Origin of the sequence: Dongia sp. (genome assembly GCF_041905885.1) — a bacterium.
GTDB lineage: Bacteria > Pseudomonadota > Alphaproteobacteria > Dongiales > Dongiaceae > Dongia.
Genome location: NZ_JAYRKD010000007.1, coordinates 233716 through 256613 on the forward strand (window position 1 = coordinate 233716; position 22898 = coordinate 256613).

The following is a 22898-nucleotide window of genomic DNA, read 5'->3' on the forward strand; positions in this document are numbered from 1 at the left end:
ATCGCAACATGACCTGGCGCTGGGCATCGGCCGCGCTGCTGGCCGCTATGATCGTTTCGGCACCGGCGGCGGCGCAGCAGGGCGCCGACGAAGCGCTGCATGACGCCGGTGCTCCGGCCCAGGACTACGTCGCGGAGAGTCTGCTGCCGGCCAACGACGTCTGGACCGGCGATCTCGACGGGATGCAGGAGCGGAAGCGCATCCGCATCCTGGTCCCGTTCAGCAAGACCTTCTACTTCATCGACAAGGGCAAGCAATACGGCATCACCTATGATCTCGGAACCGAGTTCGGCATCTGGCTGAACAAGCGGATCAAGTCGAAGAAGATCAAGGTCTCGATCGTCTTCGTCCCGGTGCCGCGCGACAAGCTGTTCACCGGGCTGGTCGAGGGTCTGGGCGACATCGCGGCCGGCAATCTCACCATCACCGACCGCCGCTCCGATGTGGTCGATTTCGGCCATCCGCTGGCGACGGGCGCGCGTGAGATTCTGGTGACCGGGCCGGGCTCGCCGGAGGTCAAGGCGCTGGCGGACCTCGGCGGCCAGGAGCTCTTCGTGCGGCAATCCAGCAGCTACTGGGAGCATCTCGAGACGCAGAACAAGAACCTGGCCTCGCTGGGCAAGACGCCGATCACGCTCATGAAAGTCGACGAGGAGCTGGAAGACGAAGACATCATGGAGATGGTGAACGCCGGCCTGCTGCCCTGGGCCGTGGTCGACGAGCGCAAGGCGAAGCTATGGTCGCCGCTCTTCACCAGCATGCAGACGCGCAGCGACGTGGTGATCCATGACGGCGGCGAGATCGCCTGGGCGTTCCGCAAGAACAGCCCGCTGCTCAAAGAGGTGGTGGACGCGTTCTGCGAGACGCACAAGATCGGCACCAAGTTCGGCAACATCCTGAAGAAGCGCTACATCGGCGCGCAGTCACCGGCGCATCGCGCCACTTCCAAGGAAGAGCTGGCGAACTTCCAGCGGCTGGTCGCGCTGTTCCGTACCTACGGCCAGCAGTACAAGTTCGACGCGCTGATGATCGCCGCGCAGGGCTATCAGGAATCACAGCTCAACCAGAAGGCTCGCAGCAAGCGCGGCGCGGTCGGCATCATGCAGGTGATGCCCGCGACCGCCGCCGACCCCGCGATCGGCATCACCGGCATCGACAAGGATCCCGACAAGAACATCCACGCCGGGGTCAAGTATCTGCGCCTGCTGGTGGAGAAATATCTCGACGACCCGGCAATCGACGACAAGAACCGCACGTTGCTGGCTTTCGCCGCCTACAATGCCGGGCCGGGCAACCTCAGGAAATTCCGCGCCGTCGCCGCGAAGTCCGGCCTCGATCCCAATGTCTGGTTCGGCAATGTCGAGCACGGCGCCGCCAAGGTGGTCGGCCGCGAGACCGTCGAATATGTCGCCAATATCTACGTCTACTATGTCGCCTACCGGCTGGCGACCGAGCGCGACGCAATGCGCAAGAAAGCCGCGCCGGCCATTCCGGTGACCGGCGAGAACTAGGTGACCTCCTTGACCGTGCCGCCCGCCTTCCTCAGCCGTCTGTTGCGCAAGAAGCCGGTCGAGCTGCTGGCCCGCGACCTGAGCGGCGCCGAGGATGCGGAGCACAAGCAGCTGAAGCGCGGCATCACGCCGTTCCAGCTCACCATGTTCGGCGTCGGCTCCACCATCGGCACCGGCATCTTCTTCGTGCTCAGCGAGACCGTGCCGACCGCGGGGCCTGCGGTGATCGTCTCCTTCCTGATCGCCGGCCTGGTCGCCGGCCTGACCGCGCTCTGCTACGCCGAGATGGCGTCGATGATCCCGGTCTCGGGCTCCTCCTATTCCTATGCCTATGCGACGCTCGGCGAAGGCGTGGCCTTCTTCGTCGCCTGCTGCCTGATCCTGGAATACGGCATCTCCGCCGCGGCGGTCGCGGTGGGCTGGAGCGGTTATCTCAACAAGGTGTTCGAGATCGTGTTCGGCGCGGGCCTGCCGGCGAGCCTGCTTTCCGCGCCCTTGGTGGCCGACGGCTACAGCCTCTCCTTCGGCGGCGACGGCATCCTCAACCTGCCGGCCGTGATCCTGGTCCTGCTCTGCTCGATGCTGCTGATCCGCGGCGCCACGGAATCCGCCAGGGCCAACGCCATCATGGTCCTGCTCAAGCTGTCCATCCTGGTGATGTTCATCGCGATCGCGGTCACCGGTTTCTCGAGTGCGAATCTCGAACCCTTCGCGCCGCGCGGCTTCGCGGGGGTGAGTGCGGCGGCCGGCACCATCTTCTTCACCTATGTCGGTCTCGACGCGGTCTCGACCGCGGGCGAGGAGGTCGAGAATCCGAAACGCAACCTGCCGATCGCCATCATCGCCGCACTGGTCATCGTGACCTCGCTCTACGTGCTGGTCGCCGTGACGGCGCTCGGGGTGCAGCCGGCCGCCGAGTTCGGCGGCCAGGAGGCGGGGCTTGCGACCATCCTGCAGAACCTGACCGGCAGCGACTGGCCGGCGCTGGTGCTGGCCTGCGGCGCGGTGGTCTCGGTGTTCAGCGTCACCCTGGTGGTGCTCTACGGCCAGACCCGGATCCTGTTCGCCATGTCGCGCGACGGCTTGCTGCCGGAGCTCTTCTACCGGGTCAACCCGGAGACGCTCTCGCCGGTCGCCTGCACGGTGGTCGTCGCGATCTTCGTCGCCCTGATCGCCGCTTTCGTGCCGGACGCCGTGCTCTGGGAGCTGACCAGCATGGGCACCCTGGTCGCGTTCACGGTGGTCTCGACCGGCGTCATCGTGCTGCGGCAGACCCGCCCCGACATGCCGCGCGGCTTTCGCGTGCCGTTCTATCCGGTGCTGCCGCTGCTCAGCATCGTCTCTTGCATCTACCTGCTCTGCAATCTCAATCCCGCGACGTACCAGCTGTTCGCGGTCTGGCTGGTGATCGGCGGCCTCTTCTATGTCGCCTACGGCATGCGGCATTCCCGGCTCGAGCGGGCAGGCGAGGCCGGCAAGTCGTGAAAGTCCTGGTCGGATATTCCGCGGATTCCGGCGGCACCGAGGCGCTGGCCCTGGGGCTGCTGATGGCGCGCGCCGGCAGCGGCAGCCTGGTGGTCTGCACCATCGTGCCGGAGACCTGGGGTCATCCTTCGATGGCGCGGGTCGATGCGGAATATGCGCAGTTCCTCGACCAGCATGCGCAGAAGGCGCTGGAAAAGGCGCGGCTCCAGGTCGGCGGCAAAGTGCCGGCCGACTATGTCTGCAAGTCGGCGTCGGCGGTCCGGGAAGGCTTGCTCGAGGTCGCGGCGCGGGAGGCGGCGGACTGCGTCGTGCTCGGCTCCGCCCGCGGCGCGCCGCGCGGCCATATCCGCGCCGGCAGCGTCAACACCGGTTTCCTGCACACCGCACCGGTCCCGATCGCGCTGACGCCGCGCGGCTATGCGCCCGAGCCCTCGACCAGACTCTGCCGCGTCACCTGCGCGGTCTCGCCGGCGCCGGAATCGATGCAGACCGTCCGGACCGCGCACCAGCTTTGCGGCCGGATGAAGGTGCCGCTGCGCCTCGTGACCTTCGTGGTGCGCGACCGGCAGATGTACCCGACCGGTGCCGGCTACGATGTCGAGAACCTGGTCGCCAACCAATGGCGCGCGCAAGGGACCGAGGGACAGAACCGGATCATCGCGGCGCTGCCGCCCGAGCCCAAGGTGACGGCCGGGATTGCTGACGGCAAGAGCTGGAAGGCGGCGTTTGAATCCGTCGCCTGGAAGGGCGGGGAGATCATGGCGGTGGGGTCCAGCAACCTCGGGCCGTTGCTGCGGGTCTTCCTCGGCTCCAATGCCACGACGATCGTCCGCCACGCCACGGTGCCCTGCCTGATCCTGCCGCGTCACGCGGCTTAAGGCGCGCCGATCAGGACGTCGTCGCCGCGCCTTGCGGGCCGAGCGAATAGACCATGCGGACCAGCTCGGCGGTCGAGCGCGCGCCGAGCTTCGAGATTGCATGGGCCCGATGCACCTTCACCGTTTTCTCGACGATGCCGAGCCGGTTGGCGATCTGCTTGTTCAGGAGGCCCTCGACCACGCCGTCCAGCACCTGCCGTTCCCGCTGCGTCAGGCTGGTCATGCGGTCGGTCAAGGCCCGCCGCTTCACATCCTGCTCCCGTTCGGCGGCGTCGCGCACGAGCGCGCGGCCGACGGTGGAGAGGAAAAGATCGGCCTCGACCGGCTTGGTGAGGAAGTCGACGGCGCCGGCCTTCATCGCGCTCGCGCAAGCGGGAATGCCGGCCCGCCCGGAGAGGAAGATCACTGGGCGGCAGCGGCCGAGCTTTTGCAGCTCGTGCTGCAGCGCCAGGCCCGACATCTCCGGCATCAGCAGGTCGAGTACGACGCAGCCGGGAATCTCGGGATCATGGGCCTCGAGAAAGGCGCGGGAGGAAGTGAAGGCTTGCGTGACCCGACCGTCGCTCTCCAGCAGCCGCGTGAGCGCGGTCAGGATCCGCCGGTCGTCATCGACCAGATAGACTATGCTGTTCAGGTTGGCCATGCGTCCCTCCGTTTCACTGCGGGCAGCGAGAAGCCGAAGACCGAGCCGCCGCCCGGGTTCTCCTCGTGCCAGATTTCACCGCGATGCCCGGAAATGATCGCGCGGCTGATCGTCAAGCCGAGCCCCATGCCGTTGCGTTTCGTGGTCACGAAAGGCTCGAACAGGCTGCTGCGCAGTTCGTCGGACAAGCCGGTGCCGTTGTCCGCGACGGTGATGACAACGCTTTCATCGCAGCGACGCCCGGTCTTGACGGTAAGGCGATGCTCGGACCAGCGCACCGCCGCCATGGCGTCGCAGGCATTGCGCACCAGGTTGATCAGAACCTGCTGGATCTGGATGCGGTCGGCCCGCACCGGCGGCAGCACCGGCGTGCAATCGAGCACAACCTCGACGCGCCGCTCGATCATCTCGCTGTGCACCAGGCGGAAGACCTCGGCGACGACCTCGTTGAGGTCGACCTCGGAGAAGTCGACCTGCTCGTTGCGAATAAGGTTGCGCAGCCTTGTCAGCACGGCGCCGGCGCGCCGGTCATCCTCGATGATGTCTTCGAGGATGCTGCAGATCTCCTCCGGGCTCGCGGCATTGCGGTTGAGCAGGCGCTGGCCGGCCTGCGCGTTGCTCAAGATCGCCGTCAGCGGCTGGTTGAGTTCATGCGCGACGGCGCCCGACAATTCGCCCAGGGTCGAGACGCGCGTCAGATGGATGACCTGCCGGCGCAGCTGCTCGGCCTCCTGCTGCAGCGACTTGAAGTCGGTGATGTTGCGCAGGGTTCCGGCGATGCCGGCCGTCGCGCCGGCGCCGACGCTCTGGGCGGCGATCTGCACCCAGATCACATTGCCCGCACCATCCCGCAGCTTGAACTCGTCCTGAAACACACCGCTGGAGCGCACGGCATCGAGCAGACTTCTTCTTTCAGTCTGGTTCTGCAGACCGGCGAGATGTCCGAGGAAGGTCTCAAGATTGACGATCTCGCCGTCATTCGCGCCGACCAGCTTGCAGCAATAGGGATTCATCCAGACCAGGTCCGGTTCGCTCTTCCAGAACCAGAGGCCGGTGCTCGCATTCTCGGTGGCGAGTTCCGCATATGGCGGGACCAGCGCTTCGACCGCTGCACCACGGCGCCGTTGTTCGCTCGTCTGGTCTTCGATCACGTCGTATCTCCCAACCGACAAAAGAGTCCGGAAGATCGTTTCGGATGACACACTCGAACGCGGCCGGGTCGCTGGAAGGCTGCCTGCGCGCTCAACTCTCGACCCTGTTGCGCGTCTGCGACCGGGTGAAACCAACCAATTTCAATTTGCGGAAAGTACGTTGGGAGAGTCCGGCGTCCGTCGACCTCAAGACACCGACCGGCATAAGCGGATGCGTTCGCACTCGCCTGCAACACGCCCCCCACAAGGCACGTCCCAGCTTTCGATGAGATAATATTCTCCGAATTTATGTCACACAAGCGCCTTTGCAACCAATTGGCGCTTATTGCTGGGACCAAGGTCCATCTGGCGAGTCGTGGTGGTCCTATCACAATGGCAATACAAGGGTTGGGGCATCTCGGCTGGCGTTTGATGGGCGTCAAGCTTCGTCGATGAAGAACAGCTTCATTGGCCAGTCACATAGGGACCGGTTGATGCGAAGGGCAATGCAAAGGCTCATCGCGGCTTCCAGCATTCTGCTGATTCTGGCGCTCGGGGGCTGCGAGGCGCTGCTGCGGCAACCCGCCCCGACCGACCGCGCCCCGCCGGTCCTCGAAGGATTCAAGGACGTTCGGTATTACCCACTGAATCCGGCTCTGCCGCCGCCACCCAGCGTCGGCGCGGCGTTCCTCGATGAGCCGGCGGACTCCTATGAAGAAACCGCGGATTCACTGGTGTACAACTATCTCGCCGTCTCCGGCGGCGGCTCGGATGGCGCGTTTGGCGCGGGTCTCCTGAACGGCTGGACGCAGTCGGGCAAGCGGCCGAAGTTCAAGTTCGTGACCGGGGTCAGCACCGGCGCCCTGATTGCGCCCTTCGCCTTCCTGGGCCCGGATTACGACGGGACCCTCACGCAAGCCTACACCACGGTGGACGCCCAGCGTCTATATCTTGCGCGCAGCCTGGTGAGCCTGCTCTGGGAGGAATCCCTCACCGACAACAAGCCGTTCCGCGACATGATCGCGAAATATGTCGACGAGAACGTGCTCGACCGCATCGCCGAGGAGCATCAGAAGGGCCGGCGCCTTTACGTGCTCACCACCGACCTCGACCGCGAGGAGCCGGTGGTCTGGGACATGGGTGCGATCGCGGCCAGCCACAGCCCTGTCCGCCTCGATCTGTTCCGCAAGGTGATCCTGGCCTCCGCCTCGATTCCGGCCTTCTTTCCGCCGGTGCTCATCAACGTGAAGATCGACGACGTCCAGAAGGACGAGCTGCATGTCGATGGCGGCGTCTTCGCGCAGTCCTTCTTCGTCGGCAACCAGATCGACTTGCGCGCCCTGGAGCGCCGCGCCCATCCGGAGTGGAAGGGCAAGATCACCCACCGGCTCTACGTGATCCGCAACGGCCGGCTCGATCCGCAGCCGCGCAAGGTCGACCGCAGCCTGGGCTCGATCACGGCCTATTCCATCGATTCGATGCTGAAGGCCTCTGGCATCAACGATCTCTACCGGCTCTATCTCGGCGATCTCGCGGGCGAGCTCGAGCTGCGCTACGTCGCGATTCCGCACGACTATGCGCCGAGCTCGCTGGACGAGTTCAACCAGGCCGAGATGGTCCAGCAATACAACCTTGGTCTCGCGATGGGCGAGAAGGGCATTCCATGGAAGCGGACTCCGCCGGGGTGGCAGAAGTGAAGGCCGAAACGCGCAGCGACAGGCCGCTCGGCGCCGGCCGCGCCACCCGCTACGTCGCCGTGGTCGACGACGACCGCTCGGTCGGCGTGGCGCTCTGCCGGCTGTTGCGCGCGGCCGGGATCGAGGCCAAGGCCTTCGAATCGGCCGCCAGTTTCCTCGACCATATCCAGGACCGCTTGCCCGACTGCGTGGTGCTCGATGTGCAGATGCCCGGCATGAACGGCCTCGAGCTGCAGCAGCGCCTGAAGGATGTCGCGGCCGGCCTGCCGGTGATCATGATGACCGGGCGCGACGAAGCCTCGATCCACGCGATCTGCATGGCGATGGGCGCCAGCAGCTATCTCAAAAAGCCGCTCAACGACGACGATCTGCTGGACGCGGTCGAGCGCGCCATCTCCGGACGGTCGACGCATCGGATCTGATTGCGGGCGGCGTCGAGCCTGCATGGGACCAAGGTCCATCTGTGCGGCGCGGACCGCCATTCCTATCGTTCGAGTGCCGGGCACAGGATGGACCCCGTGTCCGGACCCATACCGGAGCAGCAAACCGGGTGGCAATTTCCCCCTCATTTGCCACCCGGGCCGCTGACGCAGTCGGGGATGATCGGAATCTCATGGACGAAAGCCGCAGCCAGTTTCGATCCGGCATGATGTGGCCGCGCCGCGGCTTCCTGATGCGCGTCGCAGCCGCGCCGGCATTGCTGCTGGCTGCACCCGCCGCTGCGGACAACTTCGTCAAGACCGGCACCGTGCAGATCTCACAGACCCAGATCGCCTTCATGGGCAGCGCCAATCTCGGCGGCGGCAAGCTCAACTTCGGCGGCAAGACCTATCCCTTCACCATCGGCGGCCTGGGCATCGGCGGCTTCGGCTTCTCGAAGATCGAAGCGACCGGCACTGTCTACAACCTGAAGAGCCTCGACCAGTTCTCCGGCGCCTATGCGCAAGGCCGCTACGGCATCGCGGTGGGCGACCGCAGCACCGGCGAGCTTTGGCTCAGCAATGTCGAGGGCGTGGCGATGTCGCTCAAGGCGAAACGCGAAGGTCTGGCGCTGTCGCTGGGCGGCGACGCGATCTACATCGATCTCGCATGAAGCGGAGCGCCGTGATGAGCAGAACCCTGGTAACCGCTCTTGCCGCCTTCTGGCTGGCGATCCAAGGCGCGGCCGCCCAGGACGCCGCTGCGCCCGAAGAGGAACCGTCGCTCAAGGCCTTCTCCGCCTGGAACGCGCAAGGCCAGATCTTCCAGTCCGGCGAAAGCCGCCTGACCTTCGTCGGTTCCTTCTCGGGCATTGTCTACGTGGAACAGGAGCAAGGTCCGGTCGCGGCCGGATTCATGGCCTGTCCGACCGTGATCGACGTGAACACGCTTGACGGCAAGGAGCGGGGCGAAGGCCGCTGCACCTACACCGCGAAGGACGGCGCCCGGCTGTTCGCCGATTTCACCTGCCGCGGCGTCCGCATGGTCGGTTGTCACGGCGACTTCACCTTCACCGGCGGCACCGAGCGATTCAAGGGCATCACCGGCGGCGGTCCGGTCACGATCCGCAGCACGGTGGATGAGATGAAGCCCGGCAGCGGCGGGGCGATCGACGGCGTGGCGGCCGGCATCATCTTCTGGCCGAAGCTCACCTACAAGCTCGCCGCGCAGTAACAGCAGCGCGGATTCTCCAAGCAGAATAAGCGATTGGACCAAAGGGCAATTGCGACCTTGGCGACCCCTCCCGTCCAATGCCAAGGACAGCGAGGGTGGGTCGAGCATGAAAAATCGAGTGGTACTGACGCTCCTGGTCGCGGGCCTGATCTGCGGCGGGCGTCCTCTCGCGGCCGAGGAGCCGGCCGCGGCACCCGCCGCCCCTGCCATCGATGTCGCCGCGGCACCCGCCCAGGAAGTCGACTGGCAAGAGAAGATCAGCTCGATCGGCGTGGCGGAAGCGCTGCAGGGCGTCGATATCAGTGGCTCGGAATCCGGCAACGTGGTCGAGATCCTGTTCGATTCCGGCACCAAGGTGAAGGCCGGCCAGCCGCTGGTCCGCCTGGACACCACCAAGGAAGAGGCCGATCTCAAGGCCAACCAGGCGCAGATCCCCGCCGCCAAGACCGACCTCGAGCGCAAGAAGCAGCTGATCAAGTCCGGTGCGGTCGGCCAGAGCGACGTCGATGACGCGCAGTCGAAATACGACACCCTGGTCGCGGAATCCGGGTCGCTGAAGGCGACCATCGCGCGCCGCACCCTGACCGCGCCGTTCGGCGGCATCCTCGGCATCCGCCGCGTCAACCTCGGCCAGTATCTGCAGCCCGGCGACCAAGTGGCCAATCTCCAGGACCTTTCGGTCATGCGCATGCGCTTCCTGGTGGCGCAGAAGGACTACGGCCGGATCAAGCTCGACCAGCCGATCGAGGCGCGATTCGACGCCTATCCGGGCGAGACCTTCAAGGGCAAGGTCACCACCATCGAGCCTTCGGTGAAGTACCAGAGCGGCATCATCCCGATCCAGGCCGAGATCCCGAACGCCGAGGAGAAGCTGCTGCCGGGCATGTATGCCAGCCTCGACGTGCTGCTGCCGGAACACGGCAAGAAGATCGTCGTGCCGGCGAGCGCGGTCGCCTTCAACCTCTACGGCGAGTCCGTCTATGTGGTCGACCAGGCCAGCAGCACGGTGAAGCAGGTGATGGTGAAGACCGGCGCCGCCCGCAACAACGCCGTGGTCATCGAGAAGGGCCTGAACGCCGGCGATCTCGTGGTGGTGGCCGGCCAGCTCAAGCTCTCCAACGGCTCCCCGGTCAAGGTGGTCGAAGGCCAGGCCCTGCCGGAAATGACGTCCGTCCCGGTCCAATAGCCCAAGGTCATTAGCCGGAAAGGCGGCGTTCGCGTGTTCACCGATCCATTCATCCGCAAGCCGATCCTGGCGCTGACCTTGAACCTGCTGCTGGTGGTGGCCGGCCTCGCCGCCGCCGCCTCGCTGCAGATCCGGCAGTTTCCGAAGATGCAGTTCACCGTGGTCACGGTGACCACGGTCTATACCGGCGCCTCGGCCGACCTGGTGCAGGGTTTCGTCACCCAGCCCTTGCAGGAGCAGATCGCCGCCGCGGACGGCGTCGACTATCTCACCTCGGAGAGCCGGTCCGGCACCTCGGTCATCACCGTCTATATGCGCTTGAACTATTCGTCCTCCTTGGCGCAGGCCAATATCCTGGCGAAGATCCAGGCGGTGCGCGCCGATCTTCCGAAGGAGATCGAGGACCCGAAGCTCGACATCAGCCAGGGCGACATCACCCAGCTCATCTACTTCACGGTGGCCAGCGACCAGATGAGCGCCGCGCAGATCACCGACTATGCCAAGCGCGTGATCCAGCCGAAATTCTCGACTGTCCAGGGCGTCAGCAAGATCAAGTATTACGGCGAGCGCGACTTCGCGATGCGGGTCTGGCTCGATCCGCGGAAGCTCGCGGTCTACCAGATCACCGCCAAGCAGGTCCGCGACGCGATCTCCAACAACAACTACCAGACCACCGCCGGCCAGATCCGCGGCGAATACTCGAGCTTCGACATCGACGCCAAGACCGGCCTGGAAGTGCCGGACGACTACGGCGCGATCATCGTCGCCTCCGGCGAGAAGGGCATCGTGCGCCTGCGCGATGTCGCCAGCGTCGATCTCGGCGCCGAGGATTCCGACATGGTGGTGAAGCTGCAGGGCAAGCCCGCGCTCATCATCGGCATCGATCCGACGCCGGAAGCCAACCCGCTCGACGTGGCGCATGGCTTGAAGGCGCTGCTGCCGGACCTCGAGCGCAACCTCCCGGCCGGTATGAAGCTCGCCGTCGCCTACGACACCTCGATCTTCATCGAGACCTCGATCGAGGAGGTGGAGAAAACCATCATCGAGGCGGCGGTCATCGTGACCGTGGTGATCTTCCTGTTCATCGGCTCGCTGCGCGCGATCATCGTGCCGATCGTGGCCTTGCCGCTCTCGATCATCGGCGTCGCGATCTTCCTGGCCGCGCTCGGCTTCAGCATCAATCTGCTGACCCTGCTCGCCATCGTGCTGGCGATCGGCCTGGTCGTGGACGACGCGATCGTCGTCCTGGAGAACGTCGACCGCCACATGAAGCTCGGGAAAACGCCTTTCCTGGCGGCGATCGCGGGCACGCGCGAGATCGCCGTGCCGGTCATCTCGATGACCATCACCCTGGCCGCGGTCTATGCGCCGATCGCTTTCACGCCGGGCATCTCCGGCGCGCTGTTCAGCGAGTTCGCCCTGACGCTCGCCGGCTCGGTCTTCATCTCCGGCTTCGTCGCCTTGACCCTGTCGCCGGTGATGTGCGCCATGGTGCTGAAGTCCGGCAAGACCAGCAAAGTTCAGCATTTCATCGAGCACAATCTGGAGAAGCTGGAGCGGGGCTATCACCGGCTGCTGGAGCGGGCGCTCAAGGCCCGCATCCTGGTGATGATCTTCGCGGCGCTGGTGTTCGTGGCGCTCTATCCGCTGTTCAGCATGATCCGCTCCGAACTGGCGCCGGGCGAGGACCAGGGCGCGATCGTGGTGCAGACCTTCTCGCCGGCCGGTGTCAATGCCGACTACCAGGAGTTCTACCACGACAAGGTCAGCGACTCGCTGGCGCGGATCCCCGATGTCGGCAGCTGGTTCACGCTGGGCGGCACGCCGACCATCCGCCAGGGCACCGGCATCGCCGTGATGAAACCCTGGGACGACCGCCAGGGCAGCTTCGACGAATCGCTCAAGTTCGCGCGCGGCGACCTCACCCATGTGGTCGGGCTGAAGGCCAGCGCCTTTTCGCTGCCGCCGCTGCCCGGCTCCGGCGGCGGCCTGCCGATGCAGTTCGTGCTCTCCACCACCGACGACTACAAGGTGCTGGCGCAGGTGATGGTCGAGGTCGAGAAGAAGGCGAGGGCCAGCGGCCTGTTCACCTTCACCGACGTCGACCTGAAGTTCGAGAACCCGACCGCGGTGGTGACCGTCGATCGCGACAAGGCCGGCGCCTACGGGATCAGCATGGCCGACCTCGGCACCACCTGGCTCACCATGGTCTCCAACGGCTACGTCAACCGGATGAGCGTGCAGGGCCGCTCTTACAAGGTGATCCCGCAGACGCCGCGGATCGATCGCCTGACCCCGGATGCGCTCACCCGCTACTACGTGATTGCGAGCGACGGTTTCCCGATCCCGCTCTCCAACCTGGTCGACGTGAAGACCGAGGTGCGGCCGATCGCGCTGACGCAGATGAACCAGCTCAACTCCGCGACCCTGAGCGCGACGCTCGCGGCCGGCATCAGCATGGGCGACGCGACCCAGTTCCTGGAGCAGACGGCGCGGGAGATGATGCCGCGCGGCATGGGCATCGAATACAAGGGCGAGTCGCGGCAGTTCGTGAAGGAGGGCTCCAGCCTGATGGTGACCTTCGCGCTCGCCATCATCGTCATCTTCCTGGTGCTCTCGGCGCAGTTCGAAAGCTGGCGCGATCCCCTGGTGATCATGGTGTCGGTGCCGCTTGCCATCACCGGCGCGCTGCTGCCGCTGGCCGGCGGCCTGATGACCCTCAACATCTACAGCCAGGTCGGGCTGATCACCCTGGTCGGCCTGATCACCAAGCACGGCATCCTGATCTGCGAGGTCGCCAAGGAACGCCAGGAGAAGGAAGGCGTCGATCGGCACAAGGCCGTGCTCGAGGCAGCGACCCTGCGGCTGCGGCCGATCCTGATGACCACCGCCGCGATGATCGCCGGCCTGGTGCCGCTGCTGAACGCCACCGGCGCCGGCGCGGCCAGCCGCTTTGCGATCGGCATCGTGATCGTCTGCGGACTGGCGATCGGCACCTTGTTCACCCTGTTCGTGCTGCCGTCGCTCTACACCTTCATCGCCTCCGACCACCGCAAGGGCGCGGCCAAGCGCCAGGCACAACTGGCCGAGATCGAGGCGCTGAAGTAAGCGGCGAGTCCGCCCGGCTGACCCTCAGCCGGGACGCCCTCACCTCAAACAGTAGATGTAGTAGGTGCCGTCCTTCTCGACGGTGCCTTCCACTTCCTTGGCGAAGCCGGGGAAGCTCTCGCCCCAATGCTGCAGCGCCTTCAGGTAGGAGATCCAGCCACCGTTGGCGGGTCCGATGCTCTCGCCGGGCATCACGATCGGGATGCCGGGCGGGTAGGGGATGACGCCGACGCCGACCACGCGATTGGCGATCTTCGACAAGGGCACCAGCTCGGCCTCGCCGGCCATCAGCTTCTGGAAGGCCTGGCGCGGCGGCATCACCGGCTTGGGCAGCTTGGCATAGGCTTCCGCCTCCGACTGGCCGAGCCGCATCGAGACCATCATCTTCCACATGGCGTCGCCGAGATCCCTGACGCCCATCTTGCCGTAGATGTGTGGGGCGGCGGCGACCACCTTGGGCATCGCCTTGGCCAGCGGCACGTTGGCGTCATAGTCGCGCTTGAAGTCGAGCAGCGTGTTGATGAGGGTGCCCCACTTGCCCTTGGTGACGCCCATCGAGAACAGGAACAACACCATGTGCGACGTGGTGCGCGAGGGCACGATGCCGGACTGGCCGAGATAGGCGGTCACCAGGTCGCCGGGGATGCCGTTCTTGGCGAGCTTGCCGTCCTCGCCCATGCCGGGACAGACGATGCCGAACTTCACCGGATCGAGCAGGCACCAGCCGTCGGGCAGGTCGTCGAAACCGTGCCACTTCTCGCCGGGATGCAGCACCCAGCAATTCGGGTCGCTCGCCAGCAGCTCGGCTGGCGCGTCGGCGAAGGCGATGCGCTTGCCGCCTGGGCCCTTCACCGTCGGCGGGTTCCACGGCGCGAAGAACCAGTCCTTCCTGGCGGCGAACTCCCGGTGCGCGCGCGCGAAGGCCTGGCGGCAGGCGACCGCCTCGTCGATCACGTCCTGGATCAGCGCGCGGCCGGACGGGCCGTCCATCATCGCCGCCGCCACCTCGTTGCTGGCGATCAGCGCATAGAGCGGCGAGGTGCTGGCCTGGGCGCAATAGGCCTCGTTGAAGCGCTCATGGTCGATGGCCTTGCGCCCGTCCCGGACATGGATGAAGGAGGTCTGCGACAGGGCCGAGAGCAGCTTGTGGGTCGAATGGGTGGCGAACACCGTCGGTCCGTCCTTGGGATGGTCGGCCGCGTCGCCGCGCATCGCATAGCGGTCGCGATACATCGGGTTGAACCGCGCATAGCCGTACCAGGCCTCGTCGAAATGGATGCGATCGACCGACTGGGCCAGCAGCTCCTGGGCGGCCTTGGCGTCGTAGCACATGCCGTCATAGGTGCAGTTGGTGACGACGGTGTAGACCGGCTTCTTCTTCCGGACCTTGGCTGCCAGCGGGTTGGCGGCGATCCGCGCCTGGATCGCCTTCGGCTTCATCTGGCTTGGATGGATCGGTCCGATCACCCCGTATCGATTCCGGTTGGCCTGCAGGAAGACCGGGATGCCGCCGGTCTGGGCCAGGCCCTGCTCGATCGACTTGTGGCAGTTGCGGTCGCAGAGCACGATCTCGTTGTCGCCGACACAGGCCGACATGATGCTGCGGTTGGAGGCGGAGGTGCCGTTCAGCACCGTGTAGCTCCGGTCGCTGCCGAACACCCGCGCGGCATAGGTCTCGCTCGCGCCGATCGGGCCGCTGTGCAGCAGCAGCGACCCCAGGCCGCCGCGCTCGACGCCCATGTCGGTGCGGAACAGCATCTCGCCATAGGCATCCAGGAAGATCCGCCCGATCGGCGACTTCGAGAAGGCGACGCCGCCCTGGTGGCCGGGCGCCGCCCAGGAATACTCGGCGTCGCGGTTGTAATCGACCAGCGCGCGGGTGAACGGCGGCAGCAGCGCTTCGACGTAACGGCTGACCGCGGCAATCACCCGGTTGGCGATGAAGGCCGCGCTGTCCTGCAGGATCCAGATGAACTCGTCCGCGAGGCCCGCGACCTCGACCGACACGGTGCCGGCGATCTTGCGATCGGCCATCAGGAAGACCGGGACATCGACATTCTTGGCGCGGATACCCCGCAGCAGGCCGGCGGCCGCGGCGTGGCTGGCCTTGTCGTTGGCGCCGAGCGACCAGTCGATCAGGATGCAGTGGATCGCCGCGTCGGAGGCGAAGCAGGCCTCGGCGTCGTCGAACGCATAGGCCTCGACGACCTCGATGCCGCGTCCTCTCAGTTCCTCGACGATGGCGTGCACGCGCCGCCCGGAGGTGGTGATGCCGGCGGCAACGTCGTCCTCGACGCAAAGGACTCGCGGATGGAAGCGGGCGTTCGTTCGGATCGGCATCAGGCGCATCCTTCTACCAGAGGAACGGTAACCGGCGGGTTCAACGATGCCAGGTCACCGGATCGAAACGCATGTCGATGAGCGTGCCCTTCTCACCGCGGACGATCGCCGCGATATCGGCGAGCGCGCCGATCGCCGCGGTCTTCCCGGTCCTGCGCGCAAAGGCGCAGGCGGCATCGACCTTCGGCCCCATCGAGCCTGCCGGGAACGCGTATTGCGCCATGGCGGCGGGGCTCGCCTTGTGGATGGCCCTGGCCTCGGGCGTGCCCCAGCCGGTGAACACCGCCTCGGCGTCGGTCGCCATGACCAGGAGATCGGCCTCGAGATCCCGGGCCAGCAGCTCGGAGCAGAGATCCTTGTCGATCACCGCCTCGACCCCAACCAGCACGCGCTCGGCGCCGCGTTGATACATGGTCGGGATGCCGCCGCCGCCGGCGCAGGTGACCACCGTCCCTTGCTCGAGCAGCCAGCGGATCGGGCGGATCTCGAAGATGCGCTTTGGCAGCGGCGACGGCACGACCCGGCGCCATTTCTGGCCGTCCTGCTTGAACACCCAGTTCTTCTCCGCCTGGATCCGGTCGGCCTCCGCCTTGTCATAGACCGGCCCGACGAACTTGGTCGGGTCCTTGAACGCCGGATCGTCGCCGTCGACCTCGACCATGGTCAGCAAGGTGGCGAAAGGCACCTCCGGGGGCAGCAGGTTGCCGAGCTCCTGCTCGATCATGTAGCCGATCATGCCCTCGGTCTCGGCGCCGAGCACGTCGAGCGGATAGGCCTCGTCCGGCTTGTAGGCCGCGCCCTGGAGGGCGAGCAGCCCCACCTGCGGGCCGTTGCCGTGGCTGATGACCAGCTGGTGCGTCGCGGCCAGGGGCGCCAGGGCTTGCGCCGCCACCCGGACGTTGCGCCGCTGCGCCTCGGCGGTCATCGGCTCGCCGCGTTTCAGCAGCGCATTGCCGCCGAGCGCAACCACCACCCGCATGATCAGTCCCCCAGCGTGGCGACGGTGGCGGCGGATTCGAAGACGTCGTTGGCCGCTTCGACCCCGTTCTCCATGCCGTCGTCTTTGGCGATCTGCTGGTATTCGGCCATCGAATGCTCCCTTCAGGCTGATGTGATTGCGGCCGTGCGGCACCGCGCCGGATCGCGTGAGATCCGGCCGGTCATGCGGTCGCCGCCACGGCTCCGGCCCGAAAGCTGGCATCGCGTCTCCCTGTCGGTGAGCCCGCGCTGCTGCCAGGCGCCGGCCGATCCGATCCGGCTGAAATGCCCGTGCCCCGGCCTTGGCGGCTATTTGGACCTTGGTCCAATCGCATGCGGCGGCGGCCGCCGCCTTGACGAAACGCAATCCGCCGCGGCGCCGCCTGCCGAAACCGTATGGGCCTTTGGGCCAAATTGATTCCCGGAAGCCGCGTAGCAGGATGGAGGCTGCGGAGTCGGGGGGCGGAAGCCGCGTCGCGATGCCTTCGTTGGCTACCGCCGTCACGAGGGTGCGTCTTATGGAACTCTACCAGGCCTTTCCGATCGCCATCATCGACGAGGATTTCGAAGGCCAGACGGCGGCCGGACGCGGCATGCGGCGCCTCGCGAAAGCCATCGAGGGTGAAGGCTTCCGCGTCGTCTCCGGCTTGAGCTATGCCGACACGCACCAGATCGTGAACGTCTTCAACAACGAAGCCTGCTGGTTGGTCTCGGTGGACGGGCTCGAGGCCAATCCGAAGCAATGGGATCTGCTCGAAGGCATCCTTGCCGCCAAGCGCAACCGCAACACCCGGCTGCCGATCTTCCTGTTCGGCGACAACCGCACCGCCGAAGTGGTGCCGACCCGGGTGCTGAAGCACGCCAACGCTTTCATGCGCCTGTTCGAGGATTCCGACGAGTTCATCGCCCGCGCCATCGCCCGCGCCGCCAGGCTCTATATCGACGACCTGCCGCCGCCGATGTTCAAAGCGCTGATGGAGTACACGCTGAACGCCAGCTATTCCTGGCATACGCCCGGCCATGGCGGCGGCATCGCGTTCCGCAAGAGCCCGGTCGGCCGGCTGTTCTACGAGTTCTTCGGCGAAAACACCTTGCGCTCCGACATCTCGGTTTCGGTCGGCTCGGTCGGCTCGCTGCTCGACCATACCGGCCCGATCGCGGCCGGCGAGCGCAATGCCTCGCGGATCTTCGGCACGGATTCGACCTTGTTCGTGGTCGGCGGCACCTCGACCGCCAACAAGATCGTCTGGCACGGCACGGTCTCGCGCGGCGATCTCGTGCTCTGCGACCGCAACTGCCACAAGTCGATCCTGCATTCCCTGGTGATGACCGGGGCGACGCCGATCTATCTCGTTCCCTCGCGCAACGGCCTCGGCATCATCGGGCCGATCTCGAAGGACCAGTTCACCCCGCAATCGATCGCCAAGAAGATCGCCGCCAGCCCCTTCGCCAAGGGCACCAGCGGCAAGGTCCGCCTGATGGTCATGACCAACTCGACCTATGACGGGCTCTGCTACAACGTGGACGGGATCAAAAAGTCGCTCGGCAAGGCGGTCGATATCCTGCATTTCGACGAGGCCTGGTACGCCTACGGCAACTTCCATGAGTTCTACGACGGCTACCATGGCATCTCTTCCTCGAAGCCGGAGCGCTCCGAGCACGCGATCACCTTCGCGACCCAATCCACGCACAAGCTGCTGGCGGCGCTGTCGCAGGCCTCGATGATCCATGTCCAGAACGCGGAGACCGCGACCCTGGACATGGCGCGGTTCAACGAATCCTTCATGATGCACACCTCGACCTCGCCGCAATACGGCATCATCGCCTCCTGCGATGTGGCCGCGGCGATGATGGAGCAACCCGCCGGCCGCGAACTGGTGCAGGAAACCATCGACGAGGCGCTGAGCTTCCGCCGCGCCATGACCGCGGCCAAGACCCAGCTCAAGGGTTCCTGGTGGTTCGATGTCTGGCAGCCCGACGCGATGGCCAAGAAGCCGGTCGCCGATCCCGCCGCCTGGGTCCTGAAGCCCGGTGACAAGTGGCACGGCTTCGAAGGCCTCGCCGCCAATCACTGCCTGGTCGACCCGATCAAGGTCACCATCCTCTCGCCGGGCCTGTCGGCCGACGCCACGATGCAGGCCCAGGGCATTCCCGCGGCGATCGTCGTGCGCTTCCTCTCCGGGCGGCGGATCGAGATCGAGAAGACCGGCCTCTATTCCTTCCTGGTGCTCTTCTCCATGGGCATCACCAAGGGCAAGTGGAGCACGCTGGTCACCGAGCTGCTGAACTTCAAGGAACTCTACGACCGCAACGCGCCGGTCGCGGACGCGATCCCCAGCCTGGCCGCGCATGGCGACTTCTACGCCAAGATGGGGCTCAAGGACCTCTGCGACGCGATGCACAAGATCTACCGCGCCGACAAGGTGCCGCAGGCCCAGCGCGCCATGTACACGGCGCTGCCGGAGATGGCGCTGCGCCCGGCCGATGCCTATGAACGCTTCGTGCGCGGCAAGGTCGAGAGCGTCGAGATCGACCATCTGATGGGCCGGACGCTCGGTGTAATGGTGGTGCCGTATCCGCCGGGCATCCCGGTGATCATGACCGGCGAGCGCCTCACCAAGCAGACCAAATCGATCCAGGACTATCTCATCTATGCCCGCGAGTTCGACGAGAAGTTCCCGGGCTTCGAGACCGACATCCACGGGCTCCGCTTCGAGCCCTCGCCGAAGGGCCGCCGCTATCTGGTGGATTGCCTGAAGGAAAAATAGCGCCGTCAGCGCGCGGGGAGAGGAACATGCAGAAGAAGATGAACCTGATGCAGCTGACCTTCATCGTGGCGGTGAACATGATGGGTTCCGGCATCATCATGCTGCCGGCCAACATGGCGCAGGTCGGCGGCATCTCGCTGCTCTCCTGGATCGTGACGGCGCTGGGCTCGATGGCCATTGCCTATGGCTTCGCCCAGGCCGGCCTCCTCAACCAGCGGGCCGGCGGCATGGCCGCCTATTCGGAGGAGGCCTACGGCAAGTCCGGCTATTTCCTGACCTTCTTTCTCTACTTCCTGTCGCTGGCGATCGGCAATGTCGCGATCGCGATCTCGGCGGTCGGCTACCTGTCGTCGTTCATTCCCTGGCTCTCCTCCACGCCGATCTCGACCTGCATCGGCGTCATCGCGCTGGTCTGGATCACCTCCGCCGCCAACTTCGGCGGTCCGTCGATCACCGGCAAGATCGGCTCGATCACGGTCTGGGGCGTGATCATCCCGGTCGGCCTGCTCAGCTTTCTCGGCTGGTTCTGGTTCAGCGGCGAGACCTTCAGCGCGGCTTGGGACCCGCACGGCCTCGGCGCGGCGCACGGGATGGGATCCAGCATCTCACTGACGCTCTGGGCCTTCCTCGGCATGGAATCGGCGGCGCAGAATTCCGATGCGGTCGAAAATCCGAAACGCGATGTGCCGCTGGCCTGCATGTTCGGGACGCTGGGCGCCGGCGTGGTCTATGTGCTCTCCACCACCGTCATCCAGGGCATCGTGCCGAACGCGGAGCTCGCGGAATCCAACGCGCCCTTCGCACTGGCCTATGCGCAGGTCTTCAACCCGGTCGTCGGCCAGATCATCATGGCGCTCGCGGTGATGGCCTGCGTCGGCTCGCTGCTCGGCTGGCAGTTCACCATCGCCATGACCGCCAAGTCCGCCGCCGAAGGGCGGATGTTCCCGGCCTTCTTCTGCCGGCTGAACGGCATGGGCGCGCCGGTCATGGGCATGGTCGTGCTGGGCGTGGTGCAGACCCTGCTCGCGCTCTCGACCATCTCGCCGACCTTGAGCGAGCAGTTCTCGGCGCTCGTCAATCTCGCGGTGGTGACCAACGTCATTCCCTACATCATCGCGCTTTCGGCGCTGTTCGTGATGATGAAGGCCGCCGGCGTCACCGGGTCGAAATACCAGCTCAACACCGTGGTGACCGTGGTGGCCATGCTCTACAGCGTCTATGCCCTTTATGCTTCGGGCAAGGACGCGGTGCTGGGCGGCATGCTGGTCACCGCGCTCTGCTTCCTGATCTGGGGCTTCATCGCACCGCGCTTCACTGGCCCGCGGACCGCGTCCGTCATGGCGGCCTGACGCAGGGAGGACAGCATGATGATCCGCATCTCATTGGCGCTCGCCCTCGTCGCTGGCGCGCTCGGCGCGGCGGCGGCCTCCGACCCGGCCGCGGCCGGCCCGGTCACCGACCGCATCAAGGCGGCCGGCAAGATCGTGATCGGCTATCGGGAAGGCGCCGCACCCTTCTCCTTCAAGAACGACCAGGGCCAGCCGGCCGGCTATGTCATCGACGTCTGCCAGGCGGTGGCCGACGACCTGAAAGCGCCGGTCGAATGGGCGCCGCTGCCGGCCGACAACCCCTTCGCCGCGGTGGCCGAGGGCAAGGTCGATCTCCTCTGCGGCGCGACGGAAACCCTCTCGCGCCGCAAGGAAGTCTCCTTCTCGATCCCGATCTTCCGGAGCGGGCTGGGGGTGATGGTGCGGTCCGACGCGCCGGTCCAGCTCCGCCAGGTGCTGAACGGCGACCCGGCGGGTCCCGTCTGGCGCGGCTCGCCGGCGCGGGTCCTGGACCAGAAGACCTTCGCGGTGATCAAGGGTACGACCAGCGAGGACATCCTCAAAGGCGCACTCCGCAAGCTGCAGATCTCGGCCAACGTCACCGAGGTGGACAGCTTCCAGGCGGGGGTTGCCGCCGTCGCCGACCGCAGTGCCGACGTGCTCCTGGGCGACCGCTCGATCCTGGTCGAGTCCGCCCAGTCCAGCCCGGAGGCGGCCAACCTCCTGGTGATCGACCGGATCTTCACCACCGAGCCGGTGGCGCTGCCGCTCGACCGCAACGACGAGGACTTCCGGCTGGCGGTGGACCAGGCTTTAAGCAACCTCTACCGCTCGGACCGCTTCCGCGACATCTATCGCAAGTGGTTCGGCGAGCCCGGCGAAGCGGCGCTCGACTACTTCCGCGCCGCGGCTTTGCCGGACTGAGCGGTTACCGTCAGGCGGCCCGGTCGTGCATGACCGGGTCGACGTCGCCGTGGAATTCCGGCCGGTAGGGCTGGGCGGTCGGCGGCAGCACGCGCTTGATGAACCAGTCGGGATTGCGGCGCTGGATCCGCACCGCGCGGATCACCTCCTTATAGCCTTGCCAGATGCTCGGCGTCGGCGCCGGCAGGTCGTCGCGCAACAGCGCATGCAGCTTCGGCAGGGCGTGATAGGGCACCATCGGGAACATGTGGTGCTCGACATGATAGTTCATGTTCCAATAGATGAAGCGCGAGATCGGGTTGATGGTGACGGTCCGGCTGTTCAGGCGATGGTCGAGCACATTCTCGGCCAGCCCGCCATGCTGCAGGATTCCGACCAGGACCATGTGCCAGCAGCCGTAGAGCCGCGGCAGGCCGATCAGCATGAAGGGCAGAATCGACTGCAGATAGAGCGCGGCGGCAGCGGTCGCCACGTAGATCAGGCACCAGACCCGCGCCGCGCGGAAGACGCGCTGGTGTTCCATCTCCGGAATATAGAGCGCCTCCTGCGGATCGAGCCGTCCGCCGGCATTCAGCAGCATCAGCCGCAGCGCCTGTGGCACGTCGAAGATACCGAAGAAGTTGCCGAGGATGCGCATGAGCTTGGCGGGCCGCATCAGCACGATCTCCGGGTCGCGGCCGACGATGACCGTGTCGGTATGGTGGCGGCTGTGGCTCCAGCGCCAGGTCACCGGATTGCGCATGATCATGAAGCAGGCAATCTGATAGACCGCGTCGTTCATCCAGCCGGTGCGAAAGGCGGTGCCGTGCCCGCATTCATGCCAGCGGCTGTCGGACGCGGAGCCGTAGAGCACGCCATAGGCGGCGAAGCACGGCAGGCACCACCACGTGCCCCAGAACCAGATCCCGAGCCCGCCGAACACGACCATGGCGCCCAGCCAGATCGCGGTGTCGCGGATGGCCGGCTGGTCCGAGCGCTGCATCAGCGCCTTCATGGTCTTGCGCGGGATCTCGCTGTGATACCAGGCAGCCGAAGCGAGGCCGCGCTCGACCGCCAAGGCGCCATCCGGTCCGGTCAGGCTGTAATCGCGCACGCGCATCGGCACTCCGGTCATGGGACCGCGAGTTTAGCTGGATTCGTCGGTGATGAGCGGCCCGACACATAGGTAACAGATCGTACCGGACACATAGGTAACACTTTCCCCGGTTTTTTGGGGGGTGTCGATGCCTTGGAAGGAGTGTTCGGTCGTGGACGAGCGTCTCAGGTTTG

General features: G+C 65.9%; 17 protein-coding genes. 12 read left to right on the forward strand and 5 right to left on the reverse strand.

What is annotated here, in order from left to right:
* Positions 1-8 precede the first annotated feature (8 nt).
* The 3 genes from ACH2CY_RS10030 to ACH2CY_RS10040 are packed head-to-tail and all read left to right on the forward strand — an operon-like array spanning position 9 to position 3874.
* Entirely contained in the window at positions 9-1511 is a 1503-nt protein-coding gene (locus tag ACH2CY_RS10030) for a transglycosylase SLT domain-containing protein (RefSeq protein ID WP_395018615.1), read from the forward strand.
* The gene (locus ACH2CY_RS10035; RefSeq protein ID WP_395018617.1) at positions 1512-2996 is read left to right on the forward strand and encodes an amino acid permease; all 1485 of its coding nucleotides are present in this window, start codon (positions 1512-1514) and stop codon (positions 2994-2996) included.
* Positions 2993-3874: a universal stress protein gene (locus ACH2CY_RS10040; RefSeq protein WP_395018619.1), complete on the forward strand. Its 882-nt coding sequence runs from the start codon at positions 2993-2995 to the stop codon at positions 3872-3874. The genes ACH2CY_RS10035 and ACH2CY_RS10040 overlap by 4 nt, the downstream gene beginning before the upstream one ends.
* A gap of 10 nt (positions 3875-3884) precedes the next feature.
* Here the strand turns inward: ACH2CY_RS10040 and ACH2CY_RS10045 are convergent, their stop codons facing one another.
* Positions 3885-4517 carry a response regulator transcription factor gene (locus tag ACH2CY_RS10045; protein ID WP_395018621.1) on the reverse strand — a complete coding sequence of 211 codons (633 nt, stop codon included), beginning with the start codon at positions 4515-4517 and terminating at the stop codon, positions 3885-3887.
* Entirely contained in the window at positions 4505-5668 is a 1164-nt protein-coding gene (locus ACH2CY_RS10050; protein ID WP_395018623.1) for a sensor histidine kinase, read from the reverse strand. The genes ACH2CY_RS10045 and ACH2CY_RS10050 overlap by 13 nt, the downstream gene beginning before the upstream one ends.
* A 485-nt stretch (positions 5669-6153) precedes the next feature.
* Between ACH2CY_RS10050 and ACH2CY_RS10055 the strand changes: the two genes are divergently transcribed.
* From ACH2CY_RS10055 to ACH2CY_RS10080, 6 genes are all read left to right on the forward strand, one after another.
* Entirely contained in the window at positions 6154-7344 is a 1191-nt protein-coding gene (locus tag ACH2CY_RS10055) for a patatin-like phospholipase family protein (protein WP_395018624.1), read from the forward strand.
* Positions 7311-7766, forward strand: a complete 456-nt coding sequence (locus ACH2CY_RS10060; protein ID WP_395018626.1) for a response regulator transcription factor — start codon at positions 7311-7313, stop codon at positions 7764-7766. Before ACH2CY_RS10055 ends, ACH2CY_RS10060 begins: the two co-directional genes overlap by 34 nt.
* Before the next feature lie 191 nt (positions 7767-7957).
* Positions 7958-8437 (forward strand): hypothetical protein, encoded by a 480-nt coding sequence (locus ACH2CY_RS10065; protein ID WP_395018628.1) that lies wholly within the window; start codon positions 7958-7960, stop codon positions 8435-8437.
* Positions 8438-8451: 14 nt separating this feature from the next.
* A complete protein-coding gene (locus tag ACH2CY_RS10070) occupies positions 8452-8997 on the forward strand; it encodes a hypothetical protein (RefSeq protein ID WP_395018629.1) in 546 nt (181 codons plus the stop codon).
* 106 nt (positions 8998-9103) lie between these two features.
* Positions 9104-10183 (forward strand): efflux RND transporter periplasmic adaptor subunit, encoded by a 1080-nt coding sequence (locus ACH2CY_RS10075; protein WP_395018630.1) that lies wholly within the window; start codon positions 9104-9106, stop codon positions 10181-10183.
* Positions 10184-10216: 33 nt separating this feature from the next.
* A complete protein-coding gene (locus ACH2CY_RS10080; RefSeq protein ID WP_395018632.1) occupies positions 10217-13291 on the forward strand; it encodes an efflux RND transporter permease subunit in 3075 nt (1024 codons plus the stop codon).
* Between the two features lie 39 nt (positions 13292-13330).
* On the opposite strand, the gene ACH2CY_RS10085 is transcribed toward ACH2CY_RS10080, so the two are convergent.
* Complete coding sequence (locus ACH2CY_RS10085; RefSeq protein WP_395018636.1) at positions 13331-15631, reverse strand: Orn/Lys/Arg decarboxylase N-terminal domain-containing protein; 2301 nt, start codon at positions 15629-15631, stop codon at positions 13331-13333.
* A gap of 40 nt (positions 15632-15671) precedes the next feature.
* Complete coding sequence (arcC, locus tag ACH2CY_RS10090; RefSeq protein WP_395018638.1) at positions 15672-16610, reverse strand: carbamate kinase; 939 nt, start codon at positions 16608-16610, stop codon at positions 15672-15674.
* Positions 16611-17127: 517 nt separating this feature from the next.
* Here arcC and ACH2CY_RS10095 point away from each other — a divergent pair.
* From ACH2CY_RS10095 to ACH2CY_RS10105, 3 genes are read left to right on the forward strand one after another with little or no spacing between them, the layout of a single operon-like run.
* A complete protein-coding gene (locus ACH2CY_RS10095; protein WP_395018640.1) occupies positions 17128-19377 on the forward strand; it encodes an Orn/Lys/Arg decarboxylase N-terminal domain-containing protein in 2250 nt (749 codons plus the stop codon).
* A 26-nt stretch (positions 19378-19403) separates the two neighbouring features.
* Positions 19404-20726, forward strand: a complete 1323-nt coding sequence (gene potE / locus ACH2CY_RS10100) for a putrescine-ornithine antiporter (RefSeq protein WP_395018641.1) — start codon at positions 19404-19406, stop codon at positions 20724-20726.
* 15 nt (positions 20727-20741) lie between these two features.
* Positions 20742-21629 carry an amino acid ABC transporter substrate-binding protein gene (locus tag ACH2CY_RS10105; protein ID WP_395018643.1) on the forward strand — a complete coding sequence of 296 codons (888 nt, stop codon included), beginning with the start codon at positions 20742-20744 and terminating at the stop codon, positions 21627-21629.
* Positions 21630-21639: 10 nt separating this feature from the next.
* Here the strand turns inward: ACH2CY_RS10105 and ACH2CY_RS10110 are convergent, their stop codons facing one another.
* Positions 21640-22728: a fatty acid desaturase family protein gene (locus ACH2CY_RS10110; protein ID WP_395018645.1), complete on the reverse strand. Its 1089-nt coding sequence runs from the start codon at positions 22726-22728 to the stop codon at positions 21640-21642.
* Between the last annotated feature and the right edge of the window lie 170 nt (positions 22729-22898).

What these genes read in the sequence shown, in the direction of transcription:
- ACH2CY_RS10030 (WP_395018615.1), top strand. Translation starts at nt 9, where the DNA reads ATGACCTGGCGCTGGGCATCGGCCGCGCTGCTGGCCGCTATGATCGTT.
- ACH2CY_RS10045 (WP_395018621.1), bottom strand. Translation starts at nt 4,517, where the DNA reads ATGGCCAACCTGAACAGCATAGTCTATCTGGTCGATGACGACCGGCGG.
- ACH2CY_RS10055 (WP_395018624.1), top strand. Translation starts at nt 6,154, where the DNA reads ATGCAAAGGCTCATCGCGGCTTCCAGCATTCTGCTGATTCTGGCGCTC.
- ACH2CY_RS10060 (WP_395018626.1), top strand. Translation starts at nt 7,311, where the DNA reads ATGGAAGCGGACTCCGCCGGGGTGGCAGAAGTGAAGGCCGAAACGCGC.
- ACH2CY_RS10065 (WP_395018628.1), top strand. Translation starts at nt 7,958, where the DNA reads ATGGACGAAAGCCGCAGCCAGTTTCGATCCGGCATGATGTGGCCGCGC.
- ACH2CY_RS10070 (WP_395018629.1), top strand. Translation starts at nt 8,452, where the DNA reads ATGAGCAGAACCCTGGTAACCGCTCTTGCCGCCTTCTGGCTGGCGATC.
- ACH2CY_RS10075 (WP_395018630.1), top strand. Translation starts at nt 9,104, where the DNA reads ATGAAAAATCGAGTGGTACTGACGCTCCTGGTCGCGGGCCTGATCTGC.
- ACH2CY_RS10085 (WP_395018636.1), bottom strand. Translation starts at nt 15,631, where the DNA reads ATGCCGATCCGAACGAACGCCCGCTTCCATCCGCGAGTCCTTTGCGTC.
- arcC (WP_395018638.1), bottom strand. Translation starts at nt 16,610, where the DNA reads ATGCGGGTGGTGGTTGCGCTCGGCGGCAATGCGCTGCTGAAACGCGGC.
- ACH2CY_RS10095 (WP_395018640.1), top strand. Translation starts at nt 17,128, where the DNA reads ATGGAACTCTACCAGGCCTTTCCGATCGCCATCATCGACGAGGATTTC.
- potE (WP_395018641.1), top strand. Translation starts at nt 19,404, where the DNA reads ATGCAGAAGAAGATGAACCTGATGCAGCTGACCTTCATCGTGGCGGTG.
- ACH2CY_RS10105 (WP_395018643.1), top strand. Translation starts at nt 20,742, where the DNA reads ATGATGATCCGCATCTCATTGGCGCTCGCCCTCGTCGCTGGCGCGCTC.
- ACH2CY_RS10110 (WP_395018645.1), bottom strand. Translation starts at nt 22,728, where the DNA reads ATGCGCGTGCGCGATTACAGCCTGACCGGACCGGATGGCGCCTTGGCG.